This is a genomic window from Cupriavidus sp. 05L310, from assembly GCF_056398185.1.
The window spans coordinates 102,378-126,762 of record NZ_JBFTOX010000002.1 but is presented as its reverse complement, the minus strand read 5'-3'; the positions used below and the strand labels follow the sequence as shown (position 1 = coordinate 126,762).

Annotated in this window: 20 protein-coding genes; 8 read left to right on the top strand and 12 right to left on the bottom strand. The window is 66.2% G+C overall.

The window, feature by feature from the left end; all coding sequences use genetic code 11:
- Positions 1-131: 131 nt before the first annotated feature.
- The 3 genes from AC1DS6_RS01875 to AC1DS6_RS01865 all read right to left on the bottom strand — a co-directional run bounded on the left by AC1DS6_RS01875 (position 132) and on the right by AC1DS6_RS01865 (position 5,803).
- The gene (locus AC1DS6_RS01875) at positions 132-3,254 is read right to left on the bottom strand and encodes an efflux RND transporter permease subunit (RefSeq protein ID WP_035870375.1); all 3,123 of its coding nucleotides are present in this window, start codon (positions 3,252-3,254) and stop codon (positions 132-134) included.
- 13 nt (positions 3,255-3,267) lie between these two features.
- Positions 3,268-4,479, bottom strand: a complete 1,212-nt coding sequence (locus AC1DS6_RS01870; protein WP_441630954.1) for an efflux RND transporter periplasmic adaptor subunit — start codon at positions 4,477-4,479, stop codon at positions 3,268-3,270.
- Positions 4,480-4,540: 61 nt separating this feature from the next.
- Positions 4,541-5,803, bottom strand: a complete 1,263-nt coding sequence (locus AC1DS6_RS01865) for a TolC family protein (protein ID WP_477101876.1) — start codon at positions 5,801-5,803, stop codon at positions 4,541-4,543.
- 509 nt (positions 5,804-6,312) lie between these two features.
- Between AC1DS6_RS01865 and AC1DS6_RS01860 the strand changes: the two genes are divergently transcribed.
- Positions 6,313-7,077 carry a sulfite exporter TauE/SafE family protein gene (locus AC1DS6_RS01860; protein WP_441637219.1) on the top strand — a complete coding sequence of 255 codons (765 nt, stop codon included), beginning with the start codon at positions 6,313-6,315 and terminating at the stop codon, positions 7,075-7,077.
- 23 nt (positions 7,078-7,100) lie between these two features.
- Here the strand turns inward: AC1DS6_RS01860 and AC1DS6_RS01855 are convergent, their stop codons facing one another.
- A complete protein-coding gene (locus AC1DS6_RS01855) occupies positions 7,101-7,586 on the bottom strand; it encodes a GFA family protein (protein ID WP_477101827.1) in 486 nt (161 codons plus the stop codon).
- Positions 7,587-8,204: 618 nt separating this feature from the next.
- Between AC1DS6_RS01855 and AC1DS6_RS01850 the strand changes: the two genes are divergently transcribed.
- The 3 genes from AC1DS6_RS01850 to AC1DS6_RS01840 all read left to right on the top strand — a co-directional run bounded on the left by AC1DS6_RS01850 (position 8,205) and on the right by AC1DS6_RS01840 (position 10,814).
- Positions 8,205-9,077 carry a hypothetical protein gene (locus AC1DS6_RS01850; protein ID WP_441637222.1) on the top strand — a complete coding sequence of 291 codons (873 nt, stop codon included), beginning with the start codon at positions 8,205-8,207 and terminating at the stop codon, positions 9,075-9,077.
- A gap of 243 nt (positions 9,078-9,320) precedes the next feature.
- Entirely contained in the window at positions 9,321-9,941 is a 621-nt protein-coding gene (locus AC1DS6_RS01845) for an N-acetyltransferase (protein WP_477101826.1), read from the top strand.
- A 222-nt stretch (positions 9,942-10,163) separates the two neighbouring features.
- Positions 10,164-10,814 carry an HAD domain-containing protein gene (locus AC1DS6_RS01840; RefSeq protein ID WP_441637226.1) on the top strand — a complete coding sequence of 217 codons (651 nt, stop codon included), beginning with the start codon at positions 10,164-10,166 and terminating at the stop codon, positions 10,812-10,814.
- A gap of 77 nt (positions 10,815-10,891) precedes the next feature.
- Here AC1DS6_RS01840 and AC1DS6_RS01835 read toward each other — a convergent pair whose 3' ends face one another.
- The 6 genes from AC1DS6_RS01835 to AC1DS6_RS01810 all read right to left on the bottom strand — a co-directional run bounded on the left by AC1DS6_RS01835 (position 10,892) and on the right by AC1DS6_RS01810 (position 16,375).
- Complete coding sequence (locus tag AC1DS6_RS01835; protein WP_477101825.1) at positions 10,892-11,770, bottom strand: DMT family transporter; 879 nt, start codon at positions 11,768-11,770, stop codon at positions 10,892-10,894.
- A gap of 409 nt (positions 11,771-12,179) precedes the next feature.
- Positions 12,180-12,758, bottom strand: a complete 579-nt coding sequence (locus AC1DS6_RS01830; RefSeq protein ID WP_441637230.1) for a hypothetical protein — start codon at positions 12,756-12,758, stop codon at positions 12,180-12,182.
- Positions 12,755-13,390 (bottom strand): SCO family protein, encoded by a 636-nt coding sequence (locus AC1DS6_RS01825; RefSeq protein ID WP_477101824.1) that lies wholly within the window; start codon positions 13,388-13,390, stop codon positions 12,755-12,757. Before AC1DS6_RS01825 ends, AC1DS6_RS01830 begins: the two co-directional genes overlap by 4 nt.
- Positions 13,387-13,989 (bottom strand): c-type cytochrome, encoded by a 603-nt coding sequence (locus tag AC1DS6_RS01820; RefSeq protein ID WP_441637439.1) that lies wholly within the window; start codon positions 13,987-13,989, stop codon positions 13,387-13,389. Before AC1DS6_RS01820 ends, AC1DS6_RS01825 begins: the two co-directional genes overlap by 4 nt.
- Positions 13,986-14,726: a cbb3-type cytochrome c oxidase subunit II gene (locus tag AC1DS6_RS01815; RefSeq protein WP_477101823.1), complete on the bottom strand. Its 741-nt coding sequence runs from the start codon at positions 14,724-14,726 to the stop codon at positions 13,986-13,988. Before AC1DS6_RS01815 ends, AC1DS6_RS01820 begins: the two co-directional genes overlap by 4 nt.
- 2 nt (positions 14,727-14,728) lie before the next feature.
- Positions 14,729-16,375, bottom strand: a complete 1,647-nt coding sequence (locus AC1DS6_RS01810; RefSeq protein ID WP_477101822.1) for a cbb3-type cytochrome c oxidase subunit I — start codon at positions 16,373-16,375, stop codon at positions 14,729-14,731.
- A 308-nt stretch (positions 16,376-16,683) separates the two neighbouring features.
- Between AC1DS6_RS01810 and AC1DS6_RS01805 the strand changes: the two genes are divergently transcribed.
- From AC1DS6_RS01805 to AC1DS6_RS01790, 4 genes are all read left to right on the top strand, one after another.
- Positions 16,684-18,117, top strand: a complete 1,434-nt coding sequence (locus AC1DS6_RS01805) for an aminotransferase-like domain-containing protein (protein WP_477101875.1) — start codon at positions 16,684-16,686, stop codon at positions 18,115-18,117.
- Positions 18,118-19,415: 1,298 nt separating this feature from the next.
- Complete coding sequence (locus AC1DS6_RS01800) at positions 19,416-19,619, top strand: SlyX family protein (RefSeq protein ID WP_045236516.1); 204 nt, start codon at positions 19,416-19,418, stop codon at positions 19,617-19,619.
- 120 nt (positions 19,620-19,739) lie between these two features.
- Positions 19,740-20,333, top strand: a complete 594-nt coding sequence (locus tag AC1DS6_RS01795) for a DUF1439 domain-containing protein (protein ID WP_441637445.1) — start codon at positions 19,740-19,742, stop codon at positions 20,331-20,333.
- 170 nt (positions 20,334-20,503) lie between these two features.
- On the top strand, positions 20,504-21,034 hold the full coding sequence (locus tag AC1DS6_RS01790; RefSeq protein ID WP_477101821.1) for a fumarate hydratase: 531 nt from the start codon (positions 20,504-20,506) through the stop codon (positions 21,032-21,034).
- Between the two features lie 411 nt (positions 21,035-21,445).
- Here the strand turns inward: AC1DS6_RS01790 and AC1DS6_RS01785 are convergent, their stop codons facing one another.
- Together AC1DS6_RS01785 and AC1DS6_RS01780 are read right to left on the bottom strand one after the other, a co-directional pair.
- A complete protein-coding gene (locus AC1DS6_RS01785; protein ID WP_477101820.1) occupies positions 21,446-22,063 on the bottom strand; it encodes a DUF938 domain-containing protein in 618 nt (205 codons plus the stop codon).
- Between the two features lie 277 nt (positions 22,064-22,340).
- Entirely contained in the window at positions 22,341-24,362 is a 2,022-nt protein-coding gene (locus tag AC1DS6_RS01780) for a PhoX family protein (RefSeq protein ID WP_477101819.1), read from the bottom strand.
- Positions 24,363-24,385: the final 23 nt, after the last annotated feature.

The window sequence follows — 24,385 nt, the reverse complement described above, 5'->3', positions numbered from 1 at the left end:
AACGCCTTCACCGCGCGAGCGGCTTGCGGAGCGTTTCGCGGGCAGCATCGGCCGAGCGAAAGCCGATAAAAAAACCCGCCACCAGGGTGACGGGTTTTTCGAGGCCGCGGGCGGCCGGAGCCGCCCGTCGATCAGGCCGGCATCGAATCCGACAGCCGGTTATCGCTCCCGTTGCCGTTTTCTTCATCCGGCCAGGTGCGTCCCACCATCCACTCATACAGCGTGGGCAGCACGATCAGCGTCAGCATGGTGGCGGTGATCAGCCCGCCGATGATGACGATGGCGAGCGGGCGCTGGGTTTCCGAGCCGATGGCGCGCGAGATGGCCATCGGGAACAAGCCCAGCATGGCCAGCAACGCGGTCATCAGCACCGTGCGCAGGCGGTCCATCGAACCGGTCAGCACGGCCTGGCGCACCGGCATGCCTTCGTCGCGCAACTGGTTGAAGTAGGTCACCATCACCACGCCGTTGAGCACGGCCTGGCCGAACAGCGCGATAAAGCCGATCGCCGCCGACACCGACAGCGGAATGCCGGTGAGGAACAGTGCGAACACGCCGCCGATCAGCGCGAACGGGATGTTCGAGATGATCAGCGTGGCGCTCTTGAACGACTTGAAGGCGTTGAACAGCAGCAGGAAGATCACCAGCACCGACAGCGGCACCACGATCGACAGGCGCGCCATGGCGCGTTCCTGGTTTTCGAACTCGCCGGACCAGCTGATCTTGACGTCGTCGGCCTTGACGTTCTTGGCCACCAGCGCCTGCATGTCCTTCACCACGCTGCCCATGTCGCGGTCGTGGATGAAGATGCCGATGGAGGTGGTGCGCTGGCCGTTCTCGCGGCTGATGTTCATCGCGCCGGAAGCGGCACGGAAGTGCACCAGCTGCGACAGCGGCACCTGCGCGCCGTCGGCGGTCTGCATGAAGATATTCGGCAGGTTGGGCAGCTCGCGCTCGTTCGGCTTGAGGCGCACCGCCACGCTGAAGTGCTTCTCGCCTTCCCACAGCTCGGTGGCTGCCTTGCCGGCCAGCGCGGTTTCCATCAGGTCCTGCACGTCGGCCACGTTGATGCCGTAGCGCGCGGCCTGGGCGCGGTCGAAGTCCAGCACGTACTGCGGCAGCTCGCCGTCACGGTCGATAAAGGCGCGCATCACACCCTTGACCGACTGCACATTGGCGAGGATCTGGTCGGCCACGCGCTTGTTCTGCTGCAGGCTGTCGCTCTGCACCTTGATCACGATCTGGCCCTTGATCTGGGAGATGCTCTCAAGAATGTTGTCGCGCACCGGCTGCGAGAAATTGGGCTCGATGCCGGGCAGCTGGCGCAGATTGTGGTTGATCTCGTTGATGATCTTGCGCTTGTCGTAGCCCGCGCGCCATTGCTTGTCGTTCTTCAGGTCGACCAGGATTTCAACGGTGTTGATCAGCTTGGGATCGGTGCCATCGTCGGGGCGGCCCACCTTGGAGATGGTGGTATTCACCTCGGGCGTCTGGCGAATGACGCCGCGCAACCGCTTGGCCTGTTCGCGCGCTTCGTTGGTCGAAACCGAAGCCGGCAGGTCGAAGCTGACCCACATCGAGCCTTCGTCCAACTCGGGCAGGAACTCGCTGCCGAGGAACTTGCCCACGCCGACGGTAGCCACCAGCAAACCCAGGGCAACGCCCACCACGGTGCGCTTGTGGTCCAGCGCCCAGGCCAGCATCGGCTCGTAGAGACGCTTGCTGTGGCGCACCATGAAGTTGTCTTCGTGGGCGATGTTCTTCGTGAGCAGCAGGTGGCACAGCAGCGGCACCAGCGTCAGCGAGATGATCAGCGAGCCGACCAGCGCCCCCGTGACGGTGTAGGCCATGGGCGCGAAGATCTTGCCCTCGTGGCGCTGCAGGGTAAAGATCGGGATGTGCGCGGCGATGATGATGATCATCGAGAACACTGTCGGGCGGCCCACTTCGGTGGTGGCTTGCAGGATCGCGTGCAGGCGCGCGCGGCTGTCCTTGATCTGCGCTTCCTTCAACTCGCCCAGCCGCTTGAAGATGTTCTCCACCACGATCACCGCGCCGTCGACGATGATACCGAAGTCCATCGCGCCGAGCGAAAGCAGGTTGGCCGGGATGCCCACCCAGGTCAGGCCGATGAAGGTGGACAGCATCGCCAGCGGGATCACGATTGCCACGATGGCCGCGGCGCGCACATTGGCCAGGAACAGGTACAGCACCGCCATCACCAGCAGCGCGCCTTCGACCAGGTTGCCGAACACGGTGTGCAAGGTCTTGTCGATCAGCGTGGAGCGGTCGTAGTAGGGCACGATCTTCACGCCCTTGGGCAGGATCGTGCTGTCGAGCAGGTCGATCTTCTTTTTGAGCGCTTCCAGCACCAGCGAGGGGTTCTCGCCCTTGCGCATCACCACGATGCCCGAGACGATGTCATCTTCGTCGTCCTGGCCCATCAGGCCCTGGGGCGGCGCGGAGCCGATGCGCACATCGGCGATGTCCTTGACCAGGATCGGCGTGCCGTTCACTTCCGACACCACCACGTTGGCAATATCGGCCGAGGTGTAGAAGCTGCCCAGCGAGCGCAGCAGGTACTGCTGTCGGCCGTGCGCGACGGCGCCGCCGCCGGCGTTGGAGTTGGCGCGCTGCAGGGCGGTGAAGAGCTGCGACAGCGAGATCTTCGCGTCGCGCATCCTCGCCAGGTTGGGGTTCACCTCGTACTGCTTGATGGTGCCGCCAATGGTCACCAGATCCGCCACGCCGGGAACCTGGCGCAGATTTTTCTCCACCACCCAGTCCTGCAGCGTGCGCAGTTCCTGCGCGGTGTAGCCCTTGCCGGTCAGGCGGAAACGGAAGATTTCGCCGATGGCGGTGGACAGCGGCGCCAGGTCGGGCTGCACGCCGTCTGGCAGGTCGACCCCGCGCAGGCGCTCGATCACCTGCTGGCGGGCCACCACGTCGGTGGCCTTGTCGTTGAAGGTGACCATCAGGAAGGACAGGCCGAACTGGGTGTGCGAAAACACCCGCACGGAATTCGGCGTGCCGGCCAGCGCGGTTTCGATCGGGATCGTGACCTGGCGTTCGACTTCCTCGGCGGCACGGCCCGGGTACAGCGTGATGACGTTGACCTGGATGTCGGAGACATCCGGGAAGGCTTCGATCGGCAGGTTCTTGAAGGCCGCCAGGCCACCCCCGATGAAGATGGCAAGGCCGAGCCAGACGAACAGCTTCTGGTGCAGCGCGAAATGGACGATACGCGAAATCATGTGGCGGTCTTCCTCACTGCTTCGCGCTGGCGCTGCTGGCTTCGCTGGCGCGGGCCGCGTTGACCGCGGTGGCGTCGCGCAAGATGTCCTGCAGGTACAGGTTGCCTTCGATCACCACCATGTCGCCATCCTTGAGGCCTTCGACCACTTCGGTGATGCCAGGCAACGACACGCCCAGCTTGACGAGACGGCGCTCGAAATGGTTCTGCGCGGTGCGCACGAACACGTAGCTGCGGTTGTCGGCCAGGAACACGGCCTTCGACGGCACGCTGATGCCCTGGAACGAGGCAGCCTGCAGCTTGGCGGTGACGAACATCTCGGCCTTCAGGCGGCGGTCCTGGTTGGGCACTGACAGTCGCACCTTGATGCTGCGCGCGGCGGGGTCGACGTAGTCGGCCACCTTGATCACCTTGCCGGCGAAGGTCTCGCCGGGGTAAGCGCTGGAGACGAGCTGCACGGTCACGCCGGGCTTGAACAGCGCCAGGTCGGACTCGGCGGCATCGACCTGCGCCCACAGCTCGCTGGGATCGGTCACCAGGAACAGCGGCGCGGTGGGCTGCTGGTCGGGACGCAGTTCCATGCCGACATTGATATTGCGCTCGACCAGCAGGCCATCGATGGGCGTGCGCAAGGCAAAGCGGTTGCTCGCGCCCTCGCCCTGCGCAGCGGCGCCGTACTGGCGCAGCGCTGCCTGGGTGCGCTGCAGGTCAGCGCTGGCACGGGCGGCGTCGGCCTGGGTCTGCTCCAGTTCCTTCTGCGCCACGATGCCGGCGTTGTACAACTCGCGCTGGCGCGCCAGCGCCTTGCCGGCGTAGGCGGAATCGGCGGCGGCCTTGCGGGCATCGGCCTGGGCGATGCCGAAGTCGGTCGAAGTCAGCGTGGCCAGCGACTGCCCGGCCTTCACATTGCTTCCCGGCTGCACCAGTACCTCGGTCACGCGGCCGGCAAACGGCGTCGTCACGCGCACGGTGCGGTCCTCGTTCCACACCAGGCGGCCGGGCAGGCTCAGCATGCGCTCGCCGCCGCTCTTGACGGCCTGGCCCGTAATGCCGGGCAGCGTCCTGACCGTGGCGGGGAATTCAATCGTATTGCCGCTGACCTTGGGCTCGTCGTTGGGGGGCGGGGCTTCCTGCTTGCCGCAGGCGGCCAGTGCCAGGGCAACCAGCGAAAACGCGGCCAGCCGCGCGGCAACGCCGTGGCGGGCCGTGGCACGGGCGGGGGACATCGAGGCAGGCGTAGCGGTCATCGAGGCGGACATCGAAGCGGACATCGGAACAGACACGGAATTAAGGACGCGGCACATCGGTACGAACCTGGGAATTGGGTGAGGACTGCAGGGCGGCGCGATAAGCCGCCAGGGATTTGGCGAATTCGCCTTGGGCGGTGACGGCATCCAGGCGCGTCTGGCGCAGCGCCCGGCGCGAATCGAGCAGGTCGAGCACGCTGCTGGCGCCCTTGGAGTAAGCGAACTCGGCACTGCCGGCAACGCTTTCCGCGGTCGGGACGACGCCTTCCATCATCTGCTTGAGCGACAGGCGCGCGGCTTCGAGCTGGTTTCGCGAGCGCTCCAGTTCGTTCTGCGCTTCGAGCAGCACGCGGTTGCGATCGTCCAGCGCGGCGTAGTAATCCACCTCCGCGCGGCGGGCTTCACCGCCAAAGCTGTGGCGCACGTAGAGCGGGATCGACACGAACACGCCGAAGCTGTTACCGCTGCCGGTCTGGTTGGAGGGCGAGGTGGGGTAGTGCTCAGCCTGCGCGCCAACGGTAACGTCGGGCACGCGGCCGGCGCGGGCCAGATCGCGCGCGCTGGCGGCGGCGGCCAGGCGGGCCTCGGCCGCGGTCACGTCGGGGCGGCGCTGCACGGTATCGGCATCGGGTTCCGGCACCGGCACATCGAGGGCAGGCCAATCGGCCACCAGGCGGTTGCTGGCCAGCGTGCCGGGCACGCCGATCGCCTGCGCCAGCGCAGCCTTGTCGCTCGCATGGTCGGCCATGGCGCTGCGCATGTCGGTCTGGGCGCGCATCACATCAAGCTGCAGCTTGCTGACATCCGCGCGCGAGACGTCGCCCGCCTTCAGCCGCGACTCATTGGCTTGCTGGGTGCGGCCATAGAGGGCCAGGGTCTCGGTGAGTACGGCGACGCGTTCCTGGCTCACCAGCGCTTCATAGAATGCCTGCTCGACAGCGCTGGTTTGCTGGGTGATCACGGCCTGCAGCACTTCGCCGGCAGCGCGGTTGTTGGCGCGCGCGGTATCCGCGCGCAATCCGCCCTTGTTGGCCGTCTCGATGGTCTGGTCCACGCGCAGGGTCGAATCGACCGTCTTGCTGCGCGGGCTGCCCGCGCCGACGCCGAGGTGGGGGTTGATATTGGCCACACCCAGGCTGAGCACCGGGTTCGGCCGCTGCGAGGCAATCTGGATATCGGCCTGGCTGGCCTCCTCGCCGCGCCGCGCCGCGATGATGTCGCGGTTGCAGCGCATCGCATCCAGGCGCACCTGGGCAATGGTCAGCGCTGCCTTGGACGGCGGCGCAACGCAGGGGCCATCCATTGGCAGGGGCGCACTTTGCGGCACATCCGAGCCGGCCATGGCAGCGCCCGCTGCGGCACTGAAGAGGCTGATCAGCAGGAAACGAGGAATGGAAAAAGACACGATCAATCTGGCTCGGTTCGACTTTAGTGTGCGGTAAACGACCATGCCCGCCAATCGGTGCACCGAGATAGCGAATATTCACGTATCTCCGTGGAACCGGCCGCGTTCTTGCCGGTATCCGGCGGTGGCAAAAGATCTTCCGAGCGCATTCAAACTGAACTGCATTACAAACGGCTTTCACGGAAGCAAATAAAACTGACGAAAGCACCGGAACATGGCAATTTCGAGGGAAAACCCTGACAAAGCCGTCGTATAGAGCACAAATCCAGCCACACCGCCGACGCTCGCCAAACCCACGTATCATTGCGCGCTTTCCGCTGCTCTTTTCCCTGTTCCGGCGGCCCGGCGGACGTTATCACGCCCCCATGCAGTGCACGCTCTTTGCGCCCCCCCAGCTTTCCATCCTCATGCCTGACCATTCCCTGCTGTCTTCCGCACTGATCTTTGGCCTCGGTGGCTTGCTGGGCGCCGTCGGCGGGCTATTCGGCATCGGCGGCGGCCTGATCGCCATTCCTGCGCTGGGGCTGCTCTACGGCATGGACCAGCAACTGGCGCAGGGCACCGCGCTGGTCATGATCGCGCCCAATGTGGTGATCGGCTTCTGGCAATACCGCCGGCGCGCGGACATCGCCCTGCGCACGGCGGCCGTACTCGGGCTGTCGGCGGTCGTGGCCACTTATGCCTCCGCGCGCCTCGCCACCGCCATCGATGCCGTGCTGCTGCGCCGCATATTTGCCTGCTTCATGATCGGGCTGGCGCTTTATTTCCTGTGGCGCCTGCTGCCGGGGCGCGCTGCCACGGTGCAGCAAAGCCGCCTGTCACCGCGCTGGATTCCGGCGCTCGGCGCGGTGGGCGGCGCATTTTCCGGGTTCTTCAGTGTCGGCGGCGGCGTGGTGGCCGCACCTGCCCTGGTGGGACTGTTCGGCTACCGGCAGGCGGCGGCGCAAGGCCTTGCGCTGGCGCTGGTCACGCCCGGCGCGGTGGTGGCACTGGCCACCTACGCCCACGCCGGCCATGTCGACTGGGCCAGCGGCATGCCGCTCTCCCTCGGCGGCATGCTGACCATCTCGTGGGGCGTGGCGCTGGCCCACCGCATGCCGGAACGGCGGCTGCGCGCGCTGTTCGCCGTGTGCCTGATCGCCACCGCCGCAATCATGCTGGCGCGCGGCTGACAGCCGCCCGGTCAAGCGCCCGTCTAGCCTTGCAGCCCCTTGCGCCGGTGCCACTCCGCCAGCGACTCGGCAGGCCAGGTACCGCAATGCACGTGGCCCCTCCCCTTGGGCACATCGACCCAGGGCGCGGCATAGTCCAGCGCGGCTTCCACCACCTCCGGCGGCCTGGGCAGCGGCGTGTCGATCGCCGACGCGTGCGGATGCACAAGTTCCGGCCAGCGCGGATCCCACAGCCATAGTGCGCTGCCGCATTTCAGGCAAAAATGCCGCCCCGCCTGCGAGCGCTGCGCACGCTGGCCCGGCTCGCGCATCACGGCGTGATAGATACCGATATGCTTCTTGCCGCGAACCTTCAGGGTGCTCGCGTCGCCGCCCAGATTGATGGCATAGCCGCCGCTGCCAGCCGTCTTGCGGCAGATCGAACAGTGACAGTGCATGAAGGGATAGGGCGAGTCCGACTCCAGGCTGAAGCTGACCGCGCCGCAATGACAGGAACCTTCGAGATGCATGAGATCTCCCGTGAGTTCGGGGAGCATTCATTCTAGGCGGCAGGCGCCGGTCCGGAAGCGATGCGCAGGGCGGCTGGCTGGACAAGGCCGTCCCGATATGGCATAAGAGATGTTGCTGCCTGTAAACACGCAGCGCTCCTGGCAGAATTTCCTACCCTTCATCCGAGACCACATGCTCCTCGTCCCGCACCTCAACGCAATCCGCCGGCATGCCATGCATGCCGCGGCCCTGCGTGCGTGCTCGGCACGGGGCGGCGTGCGCTCGTGCCGCGCCACAACGGCCGCGGCCTACTTCCATGGTTTCGCCGCCGTGCTTCTCTTGGCCGTGCGGGGAAACCAGGACTCACCAGCCCGGTCCTGACTTTCCCCGCACGGCACTTTGCCTGAGGGCGCCATCGCGCCCCTTGTCCAACGTGCAACCTGGGAGAAAGCCAATGTCTTCGTCTTCGATCTATCACAAGACCCTTTGTGCGATAGGCACCGTCGTCGCCGTCTACCTTCTCATCAATCTCTGATTGAGCACGGGGCACCGGCAAAGCCGTTGCCCCGTCATGGCCTTGCACGCCATTCCACTGCCGCGGCACGTCCGCGGCATTCATCACGCACGCCCATATCGCCATGGAGCTCACGAAGAATTTTGTCAAAGCCAAGCGCCCCTGCGCCGATGGCTACCGCTGGTTCGTCCGTAACCGCCAGGACGGCAGCGACTACCAGCGCCTGCTCGACGCCCTCGTCGAAGCCGGCCGCGTCGACGACGCCTGCTGGCTGCTGACGCAGTTCGGCCCCACCGATGCCGTACTGGCCGTGGATGCCATCGACGCAGAGGCCGTGGTCTTTGCCGGCTCGCTGCTGGTGCGCGGCGGCATCGACGTGGAGACCACGGTCAGGGCAGGCGGTGCCATCCAGGCCGGCGGCGGCATCCGCGCGGGCCGCGCCATCGTGGCCGGCGCGGACATCGTGGCCGCGGGTGGCATCCATTGCGGCGGCGTGCTGGAAACCGCCGGCGATATCAAGGCCGCATGGGGCATCGACGTGCTCGACGCCATCACTGGCGGCGGCAACCTGAAGGCGGGCTGGGATGTGCTTTGCGGCGGCAAGATCTCGCTGTCCGGCTGCGCGCTGGTTGGCCACGACCTGATTGCGCAGGCCGCCATCCATTGCGGCAAGAGCATTCGCGCCGGCGGCACGCTCGATGCGCGCCACACCATTCGCGCCGGCCACGGCATCGAGTGCGGCGCCTCGATCCGCTCCGGGATGCATCTCGAAGCGGGCTGGGGCATCAAGGCGCAAGAGGCCATCCTCGCCGAATGCGCCATCAAGGCCGGCGAGGGCCTGCAGGCGCGGGACGAAATCCGCGCGGGCGCGGGCTATGGCGTGTACGCCGGACTGGATGTGAGGGTCGATGCCTGGCCGGCGAGCGCGAAGGTGCTTGCCGCGGCGAAGCCCGAGGGTCTGGTGAGCGGCTGGTGGGAGGAACCCGCCATGCGCTGAGATGCCGCCGCGCGCGCACGGCCCTGCGTGACGCGGCGTCCCGCCTGAATCCCTTCCTTGATCCTTTCCCCGGAGGTAAAGCGATGTTCTACAAAGTCTTGCTGATCCTGGTCTTCTTCATGGTCGTGGTGTTTGCCCTGGCACGGGGCTTTCAGCACATGCCCGTTTAGCGCCTGCGCTACCTGGACCGATGATGAACCCCCATGCACCCCGCCCGGGGCGCATGGCAGCGAGGAGATTGCCATGGCCATCATGGCCCCAGTCATGACCTTCCCGTGGCTCGCGCGCAAGCTGGAACTGCGCATCGATGTCAGCCACCGTCCCGCCGAACTCGACCAGGAGTTCGGCTCCATCTACGGCCGCCTCCACCGGCCGGGCGACCGCCTGCACGATATCCCGGCGGTCGCCACGGACTCGCCCGGACTCGTGATCCGCTATCGCGAGGCCGACGGCGAGTACTACGTCTATGTGGAAGACGTCGCACGCAAGCGGCTGGCCGGCTACACCGTCTTCAACCGGCTGATCGAGGTAGGCCGGCGCGCCGATCCCCACCTGCGCGCACCGCACTCCAAATACGAGACGGCCTACCAGCGGCGCGGGCTGGCCACCGCAATCTACCGGTGGGGACTCGATGCGGGCCTCTGCCTGATGAGCGGCGCGCGGCAGTCGCCCGGCGCCAACGCGCTGTGGCACGCGCTGTCCCGGCACTATGAGCTGGGCTATGTGGATTTGCGCTGCAAGACCCTGACCTATCTCGGGCGCACGGTCAGCAGCCAGGTTCACGACGACCTGCACACGCGCATGATCCTGCTGGGCAAGGGCTGGAGCGTCGAGCGGCTGTCCGCGGCCACCGGCATGCTGTAGCGCAAGGTGTGCGGCTTCGTGAAAACCGGCTGCCGGAAGTGGATCGCCCCGCCAAGTTGTTTCTTGCCGAAACATATCGGTCGGGCGAATCGCTGATTTTTACCAAGTCGCATCTCAAGTTACAGATATGTTGCAACTTAGGCATTCCGTGCCTCTCCAGATTTCCGTGGTTGCGTCGTAATCTTCAAACGTGCCAACCAGGCGCTGCAACCAAAGGAAATCATGTCAGAACGCCTCATCATGCTCGACGTCCCCGGTGTCCTCTATTCGAGCCGCTCCGAGGCTCGGCTGGGCGGAATCCCCGATACGGGTACCCTGCGCGACGTCCGCTTCTTCGATCCCGTCGCCCTCGGTTTTGTGCGGCGGCTGTTCGGCCTGGCCGGTGCCCGCGTGGTGATCTCCGAGGCATGGCGCCGCGGCGTTCCCGCCGCCATCCTGCAGCAACTGGATCTCCAGGTCGAGGGCATGACGCCCGATGTGCCCGGCGGCCACGCCGCGCGCATCGCGGCTTACTTTGCGCACCGCCCGGCACCGCCGGCCTTCGCCATCCTGACCTGCGACACCGCATCGATGCAAGGCGAGCAATACGCGCACCTGCGTCCCCACGCGGTAGCGGTGAACCCCGCCGAGGGACTGACGCCCGCCAACTTCAGGCAGGCGCTCGATATCCTCGGTGTGGCGTGCCCGTCCACCCTCTGCCTCGACACACAGCCCGACGCTGGCCTGGAAGCCCGGCTGCAACGGCTGCGCCGCCTGGCCCGCGAAGCGCCCGCGCGTTTCGAGGTGGGCACCGTCGCCGCACCGCTGTTCCAGGCCGTGCCCGAGCTGGTCTTGCCAACGCAACGCCCGGAGACGATGCTGGCGCACGCCTGATACGCTGCCCCGCTTCGCAAAGCCGGCCCCGGCCCGCTGCGCGCCTTCAGGCGCGTTTGCGGCCGGGGCCGGTTTCGTTACCGGGCGCGCGCTTGTTCGCCGGCTTGTTCGCTGAACACCAGCACCAGCCCGAGCACGATCGCCACCATGCCCCCCATGCTCAACGCGGCAAGGCGATTACCCAGGAACAGGTAATCCATCAGCGCGGTCACGGCCGGCACCAGGTAGAACAGGCTGGTGACGTTGACCAGGCTGCCCGCCTGGATCACCTTGTAGAGCAGCAGCGTGGCGCCTACCGAAATCACCAGCGCCAGCCACGCGAGCGACAACACAAAGCCGGCCGCCGGCATCACGTCCATCGGCTGGAACGGCACGAACAACAGGCACAGCGCCAACCCCGCGCAGTACTGCAAGGGCAGCACGTCGAGCGGCGCCTGCCGGATGGTCTTCTGCAGGATGGCGCCGATCGTCATGCAGGCCAGTGCCGCCAGCGCGAAGCCCATGCCCGGCGCCGAAAAACGCGCCATGCCGATGCCCTGCCAGACCACCAGCACCAGTCCGCCCAGCGCCACGGCAAGGCCGGCCAGGCGGCGCGCTGAAAAGCGCCGCTCCACCAGCAGCAGGGTCAGGATCGGCTGCACGCCCAGCACCGTTGCCAGCACGCCAGGCGTAATGCCGCGCGCCAGCGCCAGCAGGTAGCAGATCGAGTACGCACCGGTCAGCAGCAGCCCCGCCGCTATCACTTGCAGCCGCGTGCCCGCCGCGGGCAACCAGCGGCGGCGCCATGCCGCGAGTACCAGAAGAACGGCCAGCGCAAGCGCGAAGCGCGCGACCAGCAGGGCAAAAGCGGAAGCATATTCAAGCCCCAGGCGCGCGAAGATCGCGCCGCTGCTCCATAACAGCACGAAGAGCGTGGTCGAGCCATACGCGCTCAGGGCGGTTTTGTTCAAAGCCATGAAATTCACCTGTCACGGGAAATCGATCGGCTCCGGCGCGCCCCGGCGTCACGCAGGCGCGAATTGCGCCCTGGCGCCAGTCAGGGAAAAGGCCGGAGCAGGATAAGACCGGAAAAAGCCGGAAAAGACAGGGCTGCGGATCAGCCCAGCACGGCAACGGGCGGCGGCGCAAGGCCAGCCCCCGCGCGCGGCGGCGAGGTGACAGGAGGAGCGAAAGCGGCGGCACACGGCCGGACCGCACCCGGAAGGGTGGCGATGGCGGCAAAAGCGTTGTGCGCGGCGTGGATCATGATGGTCCGTTGAAGATGGGATACCTGGCCCGCGGGCCGAAGGATGCCGCAACGTTACACCATGCCAAAGCGCAAGACAACGCCGCCTGCTTCCCGGTTGCCGGTTGCCGGTTGCCGGGCTATGCGGCTGGCTCGGGATCCACCGCCAGCCGGCTGGCGATCGCGAACAGCCACACCGCCAGCAAGGCCAGCGCCCACAGCACCAGCGCCCGGCCCGCAACCAGTTGCTCGTCGATCAGGTAGGTGCTGCATAGTTGCGCATCCGCCTCCTGGTACAGCAAGCCGGCAGTCAGCATCATCCACACGCCGTTGATGACAAAGAAGCCCTGCAGCACGGGGCCGGCAGCCTGCCAGGAAGCGCGCGCCAGCAAACCCGCGAGCACCATGCCCGCGACCTTGGCCATGCCAGCCGGGGCCGACAGCGTGGCCTCGTCAAGCGCCACCGGCAGCATCCAGTAGCTGGCGATGCACCACGCTGCCAGCAGGCCCGGCAGGCCGGCGGCATTCCATGGAGCCAGCCAATCCGCCAGCCGCCGGCCGGCGCAGCGCGCGGCCCACCAGCCCAGCAGCGCGAGCAAGGGCAATTCCAGCCCCATATGCCTGGCCATGGTGGCCTCAAGCCACGGCCGGAACAACGCGGCCAGCGCCAGCAGCACGCCGGGCAGGCAGGGTAGCCAGCCGCGCGCCGGCGCCTTCACAGCCGGCTCCGCAGTACGTCGGCCAGCGCCAGGTCCGGCCGCTCCACATCGTAGGCGGCAGCCAGCCGGCCGTCCCCGTCGACCAGGAACAGCGCGGCATTGTGCGAGTAGCCGCCCAGGCCATCGGGCAGCACGACGATGCCGAAGGCGTCGAGCAGGCTGCGCAGGCGCGCGGGTTCGGCCACCGTGGCAAAGGTCCAGAGCGCCGGATCTGCACGCAGGGTGCGTGCATAGGCGCGCAGCACAGCGGGCTGGTCATGCACCGGGTCGAAGCTCAGCGTCAGCAAGCGCACGCTGTCCTGCAAGCGGCGCTCGCGCAATTGCTGCTGCAGCCACGCCTGCCCCGAAGCACTGGTGCGGCAAACCGCCGTGCACTGCGTATAGACGAAGGTCACCAGCGTGAGCGGAGCGCCGCCCTTGGCCGCCGCCGGGCCGCCGAATGCGTGGCGCGCGCCGGCCTGGTCGAGCAGCACCAGCGCCGGCAGCTCGCGCGGTGCGCGGGCAAGATCAAGGCGGCGCGCGCCATCGGCGCTGACCGTGCGCAAGCCGCGCGTGGTGGCGAACACCGCCGCGCCGGCCGCCGCCAGCACCAGCGCCACCATCAGCAGCGTCTTGCCCCACGCGCGCGTCATGGCTTGGCGGCACCTCCCGCCCGGATGAATGCCTGCAGCGCCTCGCCGCCGTGCCAGGGCTCCTTTTGCGCGGTGGAAGCGGCGCGCGCCGCCGCTACCTGCGCGGCCTCCACCGGCGCGGCGCCGTTGCCCCACTGGCCGCGGATATGCGTGGCCAGCGCCGCGATCTCCGCGTCGGAGAACTGTTCGCCGAAGGCGGGCATGGCGCCGTTATAGGTGGTACCGAGCACGTCCAGCGGGCCGGTCATGCCGTGCAGCAAGATCTGCGCGAGCTGGTCCGGCTCGCCCGTGACCCAGGGCGAGCCGGCCAGCGGCGGGAACACGCCGGGAATGCCTTGCCCGCTGGCCTGGTGGCAAGCCTGGCAATTGGCCGCGAACAACTGCTTGCCGTCGGCCACGGTGCCCTGCCCTGCCGGCGCCGCCAGCGCGGCGACGTCGCGCCGGTCGCCCAGCGCGGCGCTGCCGTCGGCCCGCTCGATGGCGATGTAGCTGACGGCCCAGACCAGCAGGCCGCACACCAGTGCCAGCACTACCTTGGGCACCGGATTGTGCTGCTCGTGCGGATCGGCGTTCTCTGTCTTGTGGGCGGGTGGTTTCATCGGAGCGGAGCCACGCCGGCGGCGGAAGGTGCCGGCGAGCTGGAAGTGGATTGGGTGGAAGCGGCCGCACCGCGCGGGATGGACGGTGCGACCGGAAGGGAGGCAAGCGTGGCGCTGCCGGGTGCTTGCGCGGGAACGGCGGCCGCGGCGGACTGGTCCACCACAGGGTACGTGTGGCGCATGCCGATCAGGTAGGCCACCAGGTCCAGCGCCTGGGGCGTGGCCACCACCACCTTGCCGGGCGGCACCGTGCCGCCGGGCAGCGCGACAACCTTGTCGCTCTTGCTCACCGCGCCTTCCGGCTTCAGCTCGAACAGGAACGGATAACCCGGCATGATGCTGTCCGCCACGTAGGCGCGCGGCTGGTAAAGATGGCCGAGGTGCCAGTCGGCGCTGGGCTGGCGCACGCCGATATTGAACAGGTCCGGGCCGGTGCGCATGGTGCCGAGCAAGGGCGGGCTGTCGTAGTGATAGTCGGCCGCCACCGATGGGCGGCCCCAGCCGCGCTGCCCGTCGGCGCGCCCGGCGCCGGTGGAACTGGGCTGCTGGGTGTGGCAGGCAATGCAGCCGTTGGCGAGATAGACCTCGCGGCCGCGCAACTGCTCGCTGGTATAGGGCGCCAGCGCAGCGGGCGCGGGCACATCCTTGAGTTGCAGGAAGGGCACCACGATCATGGCCGAGGTGGCGAGCGAGAGCGTGACCATGGCCCCGCCCACAAGTTTGAGTTCGTTTTCCATGTTCAGGCAGCCGCTTGGGAAACCATGCGATCGGTCTGCGCAAGCGCGGAAGGACGCAAGACCATCAAGGCAAAGTGGAAGGCAAAGACAAGGTGCCCCAGCGTCATCAGCGCGCCGCCGAGCGAGCGTCCCTGCAGCCAGGGCAGCGTGACCGCCACCGAGTCCATGAAGGGGCGCGCCGGGTCCAGCAACGCCAGGCCCTGCAGTACACCGCCGATGCTCAGCGTGATGAGGTAGGTGAGGAAGCCCGCCACCACCAGCCAGAAATGCAGCGAGATCAGCGCGGGCCGGGGCCACGGCGCATCGACCATGCGCGGCAGGGCAAAGTAGATGCCGCCGAAGATCACCATCGACACGAAGCCGTACATGCCAAGGTGCGCGTGCGCTACCGTGAAGTGCGTGAAGTGCGTCACCGCGTTGAGCGAGCGCAGCGCCTCGAACGAGCCCTGCACCGATGCCAGCGTGTACATGATGGCGCCGAACACGATGAAGCGCAGCGTGGCCGAATGGCGCAGCGCGCCAAAATGCCCCTTGAGCGTCAGGTGCTGGTTCACCGAGAACGCAGTCACCGGGATGATCATCATCACGCTCTGCACGATCGACAGCGTGATCAGCCACGGGGGAATCGGCCCGCCGATCAGGTGGTGCGCGCCGACCTGGCCGTAGAAGAACGCCAGCGTCCAGAAGCCCAGCAGCGACAGGTTGTACGAGCGCACCGGGCGCCCAATCACCTTGGGCAGGAAGTAATACACGGCGGCAAGCGACAGCGGCGTATAGAACAGCCCCAGCACGTTGTGGCCGAACCACCAGTTCATCGTGGCCTGCTCCACGCCGAAGTGCACGCCGGGGATCTTGGCAACCACATACAGCACCGGAAACCAGAACAGCGCCGCGCCGATATACCAGACCGACACGTACAGATGGTGCACCCGGCGCTTCTGCAGCATGAACGCCAGCGGCAAGCCGATCAGCATCCCGCCCAGTGCGAACAGCAGGCCCACCTGCCATGGGATCTCCAGCCATTCCATGCCGGCATTGATGCCCACGGCAATGGCACCCAGCCCCGCCACCAGCCCGGCATTCCAGACCAGCGCGCCGATCATGGCGAAGCGCCCGCCCAGCAGCGGCGTGCGCAACAGCCTGGGCAGCATCCACAGCGTCAGCCCGAGCAGCCCCATCGGCGCCCAGCCGTAGGCCACCGCGTTCAGGTGCAGTGTGCGCAGGCGGCCAAAGGTCAGCCAGGCCTGCCCGGTCAGCAGGTCGGGCATGTGCAGCTTGAGCGAACTGAGCAGCCCGGCGGCGGAAGCCACCACCAGCCAGACCACGGCACAGCTCAGCATCAGCAGGGCCGGCAGGGAACTGGAGCGATCGGCCTCATGGCGCGCGGCCAGTTCGGCTTCTAGATCGGCTCGGGCCGCCGCGGCGGCGGACGCAGGCTGCCGGCTGGACGCGGCGCCGGTCCACAGCGCCTGCTGCTGCGCGGCATCGCTCGACGGCTCTTCCGGATGGCCGATTTCGCCAGACGCGAAGATGGTGCGCGCACCAGCCGACTCGAGATCGAACAGGCCCTTGCGCAGCGACCAGATAAAGGCAAACAGCCCACCTACGGACAGCAGGAAGGTAGCTAACAACAGACTCGTGGGATCCATGTTTTTCCTTGCACTCCCCACGACGGCGCCACGGCCGCCGCAGTCAACGGACAGCGCTGAATGCTAAGCAGACAAGACAGGACCGAACAGAAGCAGATCAACACGAATCGACCGGATCAGGGGGATTGGCACGCGACAAGTTGCCGCAGTGCACATATCCCGGCTGATTCGTTGCCGGCGCGGCATCGCCACTGCACCGTGCCCTTCGCTGATACGGTACAGTCATCAGAATCCGGCCATGTGCCAAACAGCGAATTCCCGAACCGCCGATGCCGCGCAGCAAACCACCCGCCTCCCGCCAGCCCCAGATGGAACCGCCCATCGGCACGCTCTATGAATTGCTGGCCGACGACATCGCGCAATCCATCCAGGCCGGCACGCTGCGGCCCGGCGACCGCCTGCCTTCGGTGCGGCAGGCCAGCGCCAGCCGCTGCCTGAGTCCGTCCACGGTGTTCCAGGCGTATTACCTGCTAGAGGCGCGCGGCCTGATCGTCGCGCGCCAGCGCTCGGGGTACTTCGTGGCGAGCACCACCCGCGTGCTGCCGCCGGAGCCCGAGGTGGCATCGCAGCCGGGAGAAGGCTCGACCGAGCTGAATGTGAGCGACCTGGTCTTCGACGTGCTGGCGTCGGCCAAGCAGCGCGACCTGGTGCCGCTGGGCTCCGCGTTCCCGAGCCCGCTGCTGTTCCCGCTGGAACGCCTGGCCAAGTCGATGTCCGGGGTGATCCAGCACCTGGACCCGTGGAGCTCGGTGGACGACATGACGCCGGGCAACGCCGGCCTGCGCCGCCAGATCGCGCTGCGCTACCTGATCGACGGGCTCACCGTGCACACCGATGAGATCGTCATCACCAACGGCGCGCTGGAAGCGCTGAACCTCTGCCTGGCGGCAGTCACGCGGCCGGGTGACGCGGTCATCATCGAGTCGCCCACCTTCTATGGTGCGCTGCAGGCGCTGGAGCGCCACGGACTGCGCGCCATCGAAGTGCCCACGCATCCGCGCGAAGGCATCGAACTCGACGCCCTCGCCCGCGCGCTGGAGCGCCATCGCCCAAGCGCATGCTGGCTGATGACCAATTTCCAGAACCCGCTGGGCAGCCTGATGCCCGACGCCAAGAAGCGCGAACTGGTGAAGCTGCTGGCGCGCTTCGAGGTGCCGCTGATCGAGGACGATGTGTACGGTGAACTGTACTTCGGCAACAAGCGGCCGACGCCGGCGAAGGCGTTCGACACGCAGGGCCTGGTGATGCATTGCGGCTCATTTTCCAAGTGCCTGGCGCCGGGATACCGGATCGGCTGGGCCGCGCCGGGACGCTTCGCGCGCGAGGTGGCACGGGCCAAGCTCACCAGCACGTTGACGGTGGCCGCGCCGACGCAGGCGGCCATTCTCAATTATCTGGAAAAGGGCGGGTATGACCGTCACCTGCGTCAGTTGCGGCAGGCGCTGGCGCAGCGGCAGGACGCGTTCGCGCAGGCCATCGCGCGGCATTTTCCGGCGGGTACCCGGGCTACGCGGCCCGCTGGCGGGTATTTCCTGTGGATTGAAATGCCGGTGGGGACCGATAGCCTTGCATTGCATCGTTTCGCGCTTTCCCATGGGATCAGTATTGCGCCCGGGCCGATTTTCTCCGCGCATGGGGGGTTTCGGCATTGCTTGCGGATTAATTGCGGGCATGATTTTGATGAGCGGAGTGACGCTGCGCTGGCTACGTTGGGGAGGTTGGCCAGGTTGACGATGGAGTAGGAGTTTGATGCATGGGGTGGCGTCGTCTTGCGCTCGGTTGTGGTTTTTTTTGGTGGCGGTGCGGGTTGGTGGACGATTGGATTTCTGCGCTGGTGGTGTTGCTTGATCGGTGTTGGTTTTTGCACCCAACAGCCATACGACATCCCCCCTGTGGGGGGCTGCCGGTGCGGGTTGGTGGACGATTGGATTTCTGCGCTGGCGGTGTTGCTTGATCGGTGTTGGTCTTTGCACCCAACAGCCATACGACATCCCCCCTGCGGGGGGCTGCCGGTCACTTTTCTTTGCGTTCGGCAAAGAAAACTAACGAAAAGAAAGCCGACCCTGCCGGGGGCAGAGCAATCAGGCTGTTCGGCGGTAGTGATTGCGTCGTACGGGCAGCGGCTTCGGCTGGCGTGCCCTACCGGCTTGAAGGGCCGCGCCACTGCGGATGGCACCGGTTTCGTGGTGCGGCCCCTGATGGCGGGCGCGGCGCCCATTCGGCCATCTGCCGTTCGCGGTGCAAGGGGCCGCTGCATTTCATACCTTGCTGGTCTCGTGGTTTTGTCTCCGACGGCAGATACCCTGCCATTTGACACCCTGCCGTACCGGCGCAAGCCGCGGCTGGAAATCGGCCATCTTCGTTTCGTGGTGGGCGCAGTGGCCCCGGGCGAACACGGTAGGGTGTAGCGATGATGTTGTGCGGTTCAGCTGCCAATTCGTGAGCGAGGCGCAGGCGACTGAATGCAGGCCACCGCGCCCACCACGAAACCCATTATTGCGAAGTTGCGCGGCGCCCAACCCTGCGAACGGCAGGGACCGAACAATCGCCGCGCTTGCCGTCGGAGACAAAACCACGGAACCAGTAAGTCTCGAAGAATCGTGGCCCGTTGCACCGCGAACGGCAGATGGTCGAATGGGCGCTGCGCCCGCCATCGGGGGCCGCACCACGAAACCGCTGGGGCATGCGGTAGTGCTGCCATTGAAGCCGGTAGGACATGCCAGCCGAAGCCGCTGCCCGTTCGACGCAATCACTACCGCCGAACAGCCTGATTGCTCTGCCCCCGGCAGGGTCGGCTTTCTTTTCGTTAGTTTTCTTTGCCGAACGCAAAGAAAAGTGACCGGCAGCCCCCCGCAGGGGGGATGTCGTATGGCTGTTGGGTGCAAAAACCAACACCGATCAAATAACACCACCAGCAAAGAAACCTCACCAAGCCCTTGAGTCCAACAGCCGACACCGCCCACTCACACCATCAACCCCCATCAAAAAGCCACCCAACCATTAAGCCTTACAATTCCCCACCCCCCAGGAAAACACAAAAATGGATTCCCGCCTGACCGAACTCGAAATCAAGGTTGCCTTCCAGGACGACCTCCTCGACAGCCTCAACCTCGCCGTAGCACGGCAACAACGCCAGATCGACCTGCTGCAAGAGCAGTTGCAGGCGCTCTACCAGCAAATGCGCTCCAGCGGCACCGGCGGCGCCGAAGGCGGCCCACAGCACGAAATCCCGCCGCATTATTGAGAACACATGGCGGCACTCCGCAACAACAAAATCCGCCTCGATTGAACAAAGCCATCACCACCGCGGTCAGACCGGGTAACGCGCAAAACGCCAACCTGGAGGCACCGCAGCATGCCGACCATGCAACCCCGCACCCGGCTCCTGCCCGCACGGTCCATCCGCGCCAGGACCTTGAAAGCCGTCACAGCACTCACCATGCTTGGCGCCGCCACCGCCTGGGCCGGCTATAACGTCTGGACCGGCGAATACACATTCACCCGCGAGGAATTGCAGGCTGCCGTGGAAAAACGCTTTCCCGCAACGCTGCGTTATGGCCAGGTAATCGACGTGCAACTGACGCATCCGCGCCTGGTATTCGACGGCGCCAATAATCGCGTGACCACCCAGATGGACGCGCAACTCGGCAATACCTTGCTGCCGGCACCGCCGATCAACGGCACGCTTTCGCTCAGCAGCGCACTCAAATACGATCCGGCAAAACGCGCCGTGCTGCTCGACAATCCATCCGTCGAGCGGGTCCAGGTAAACGGCATGCCGGCGCAATATGGGGAGCAACTGAACGCGATCGGCGCCGTGGTGGCGCAGCAGTTGCTACGCGATTACCCGCTTTACACCTTCACGCCGGAGCAATTGCGCATCGCCGGCAAAGATGTGGAGCCAGGCGCCATTACTGTGCTGCCCGATGGCATCAAGGTTCAGGTCAATACGCGTTAAACGCAATACGTATTGCGTATTCGCATCGATTGCCCCTGCCATTGCCGTGCAGGAAATGTTGTATCCGCGCACGCATTCAGCCAGGAACCACACCGATTAATATCACGGCGCGCGAGTAATGCCGCGCGACCGGTTATACTCCGCGCTCCTACAACTAACGGGTAAATACAATGGCCGTAGCTAAGAAAGTCGCACAAACCAGCGCAGCAGCAAAGACCAAGCCGGCAGCCGCCAAGAAGGCAGCAGCACCGGCAAAGAAGGCCAGCGTGCTGGCTCGCGAACTGGCAGCTGCAAAGAAGGGCCTGCTGAAGCTGCGCGCTGACGCGAAGAAGGCGATCGAAGCCGCCAAGCGCGAAATCAAGGTGGCTGCCGAAGCCGCCAAGCAAGCCGTGCTGGCAGAGCGCCAGGCCGCCAAGGAAAAGCTGGCAGCACAAAAGGCAAAGGCCAAGCCCGCTGCCAAGAAGCCGGTGGTGAAGGCCGCCGTGGCAAAGAAGGCTGCAGCCAAGCCGGCCGCCGCCAAGAAGGCCGCTGCACCGAAGGCAGCAGCTCCGAAGGCCGCCAAGCCGGCCGCCGCTCCCAAGGCAGCAGCTCCGAAGGCTCCCAGGAAGGCCGTCGTGAAGAGCGCCGCCAAGAAGCCGGCAGCACCGAAGAAGGCCGTGGCCGTCAAGGTCGAGGCAGAAGCGCCTGTCGCCGCGAAGTAAATCGCGCGAGGGCCAGCGCGGCGGGCGGCCCGGACATGCGCGCGGCAATCCGCGCCATGCTTCGACCCCCTTTCGCGCACCACTTTTGTGCGAACCGGCTGGCGCCTGGCAGGGCCAGCCGGACATCTCCTTTCGAAATTCCCCGTCTTTCCAGCAGTCCTGACCGATCGGCCAATTCGGCACGATCGCGTGAACACGCGCCCCGGTCCCCCCGCATTCCCGGCATCATTTCTGCCAGATCTCAAGCCAATACTTGAGCCAATACTTCAGCCGATGCGTCAGCCAAGAGTTAAGCGGACACCCGGCCGGAAAACCCAAATCGCCCTTTCCGCGATTACCTGCCCCCGGCATTAGCCAGCATCCATCCAGGCAAATCGGGCCGCGATCCGCCAGCATTCGGCCGGCAGTTTCCTATTTTCGGAATACCAGGCTGAAGTTATTGGCTGGCATCGGGATTGGCTCATCCATGCGGAAACCCTCGGCCTGGCCCAGCACCGCCACGTCCTCCATATTGCGCACGCCCCATTCCGGGTCGGCATTGCGCAACTGCGCATCGAACGCGGCATTGCTCGGCGCGGTGTGTTCGCCGTTGCGCCGGTAGGGGCCGTACAGGTAAAGCACGCCGCCGGCCGGCAACAGGCGCCCGGCGCCGGTGAACAGCGCCTGGGCCGCCGCCCACGGCGCGATGTGGATCATATTGATGCAGACCACCGCCTGTGCCGCTTCGATGCCCCAGGATGGCTGGCGCACGTCCAGCACCAGCGGCGCAAGCACGTTGGCCACGCCGGCATGCGCGGCCCAGCCTTCGATCGACGCGCACGCCGCCGCGTCGGGATCGCTCGGCTGCCAGGTCAGCCCCGGCAGCGCGGCGGAAAAATACGCCGCGTGCTGGCCGGTACCGCTGGCGACTTCCAGCACCAGACCGCTCTGCGGCAATACCCGGCGCAACACGGCCAGGATGGCGTCGCGATTGCGGTCGGTGGCCGGCGCGATCCGGCGTGCGTCAAGTTGGCCATCTTGGTTCGGCATGTCGTTTCTCCTGTTATGGGGACGGAATAGGGCGCGGAACATCGAGCCACCGCCAATGTGCTGCCGCAAGCGTAGCAGGCATGCCCCACCCCCCGCCACCGGGGCCGCCTTCGGCCTGTCCGGTTGCTCACGCCGCCAAACCCAGGGGGCACAAAGCAAAACGCCCCCGACGACGTTGTCATCGGGGGCGTTCAGCCACGCGGGCCTGGACCGTCCCGCGGCCAGGATTACCGTTGCTTGCGCACCGGCTTCAACCTCCGCGTGGTCCAGTCCGCACTCAGGCCTTGCTCGTCTTGAGGCTGGTGACATCGGCTGTCAGGTAGCCGACTGCCGCGCCAAAGCGGTCCTTGTAGTTGGCACGGACCAGCGGATCCAGCGCGGCCTTCACGGTGTTATGCAGGCTGCTCCAGTCGCCGGCGTGCTGGAAGTTGCTCATGATGTAGGTCCAGCCGTTGAGCTCGTCGACCGCATGCAGGCCGGTCGATTCGCCACCCGACGGCACCGACAGCAAGCGCGACAGCTTCTTGGTGTCGACGTTGTAGGCCCACAGGAAGTTGTTGACGTGCTGGCCGCTGTCTTCGCCGATAAACAGGGTGCGCAGCTTCTCCGAGAACTTGAGGTTGTCCGGATTGGCGATCGTCTCGGGGTCGCCGGTGTTGCCCAGCGCATCCGCGCCGATGTCCTTGCCGACGATCAGGGCCTTGGTATGCACCGGCACCCATTCGCTGTTGATCGCGGCGCCGTCCAGGTCCTTCTGGCCGCCGGCGAGGTTGTGCTGCATCACGCCGCCAGCCTTGAGCGCGGCGGGCAGCGAGATGCCGCTTTGCGCATTCCAGCCCTTGGCGTTGTTCGTGACCATCGAGTCCTGGATGTTCTGCAGCGCGGAGTAGGCCACCTTGTCCTTGATATTGACGGTGGTGCCTTCCATCTTGGTGAAGCCCATGCTGCCGCCCTTCAGGTAGGCGTAGCGGTGGGTTTCCAGGAAGGCGGCGGCCTTGTCCTTGCCCGGCAGGATCTTGACCCATTGCGCCTTGCCGCCGGAGAAGATCTTGGTGTATGCCGAATCGCTGGGATCGGCCCACTTGACGTCCATGACGTCGACCGGGCGGTTTGACTTGGCCATCGCCTCGACTTCTGCGCTGGTGGCATGGCCGAGCTTGACCCAGGACAGGTCCGCGCCGGAAGCCGCCGGATCGATGGAGAAGCCTGCACCGATCTTGGCAACGTACAGCGTGCCGGCGGAGAGGTCCTTCTCCTTGTCGGCCACGAACATGAACAGCCCGCTGTTGGTGGCGTCGTCACCCATCAGCACGGTGCGGTTGTCGGGCATCACCTGCACGAGTTCGTGCGAGATGCGGCCCAGGCAATAGTGCTTCCTGATGGAACCGGTGCCGTCGGGATTGACAGTCACTTCGGGCAGATGGCCATACAGATAGGGGTTGAACGCGATGTTCGCATTGCCGTACAGGTTCTTGGCGAACTTCGTGTACTGATCCGTCTGGTCGGTGTAGGTCGGAACATCCGCCGCATTGGGGAACGTTTCCGGCTCGTACTCTTCGCTGGACAGGTGGGTGTTCCACGGCGACAGGCTGGCGCCGCAGGTGATCCACAGGCCGTTGACGCCCGAGGTGTCGACGTTGTGGTACTTGACCAGCGCCAGCTTGCCGGTGGCCGGGTCCTGATCCAGCGTGAGCACGGCGATCGGCGACGGCAGGCGGCCGTAGGTGTCGGTGCCGAGCTGGTCGCGCGTGGTGTATTCGAACTGCACGACGGCGAATACGGTGTTGCCCTTCACGCCGGCCACCTTGGCGCCGTCGATCTTGAGCAGCGAGGTGCCATCCGGCGAGTCCGAGAAGAACTGGCGTTCCTTGCCGGCCACCGACGTGTCGATGATGGGCTGGTTGTTGATGTCGACATAGCCGCCCGCCAGGATGGTGCCGCCCTGGCCGTCCGGGACCATGTCGCCGGTGACGAAGAAGGGCTGGTAGGCCAGCTTGAAGGTCTGGCTGCTGCCATCGCTGAACGATACCTTCAGGCTCGAACCCACCGTGGTGGTCGCCATCGCTGCCGGGTTGGCCAGCGTGGGGGCCGCCATGCCGGTGAACTCGGCGGTGGTGAAGGTGGCGGCGGCGGGTGTGCCGGGTGCCGGTGCCGGCGCCGGCACCGGCGCGGCTACCGCGTCGCCGTCTCCGCCGCAACCGACCAGGAAGGCGGAAGCGCCAAGGCCCAGCGGCAGCATGGGTGCGCCGGCCAGGAATTTAAGCGCCTTGCGGCGGGATGCGTCCGGTTTGTCGAGCATTCTTCTTTCCCGTTTCGTTATGT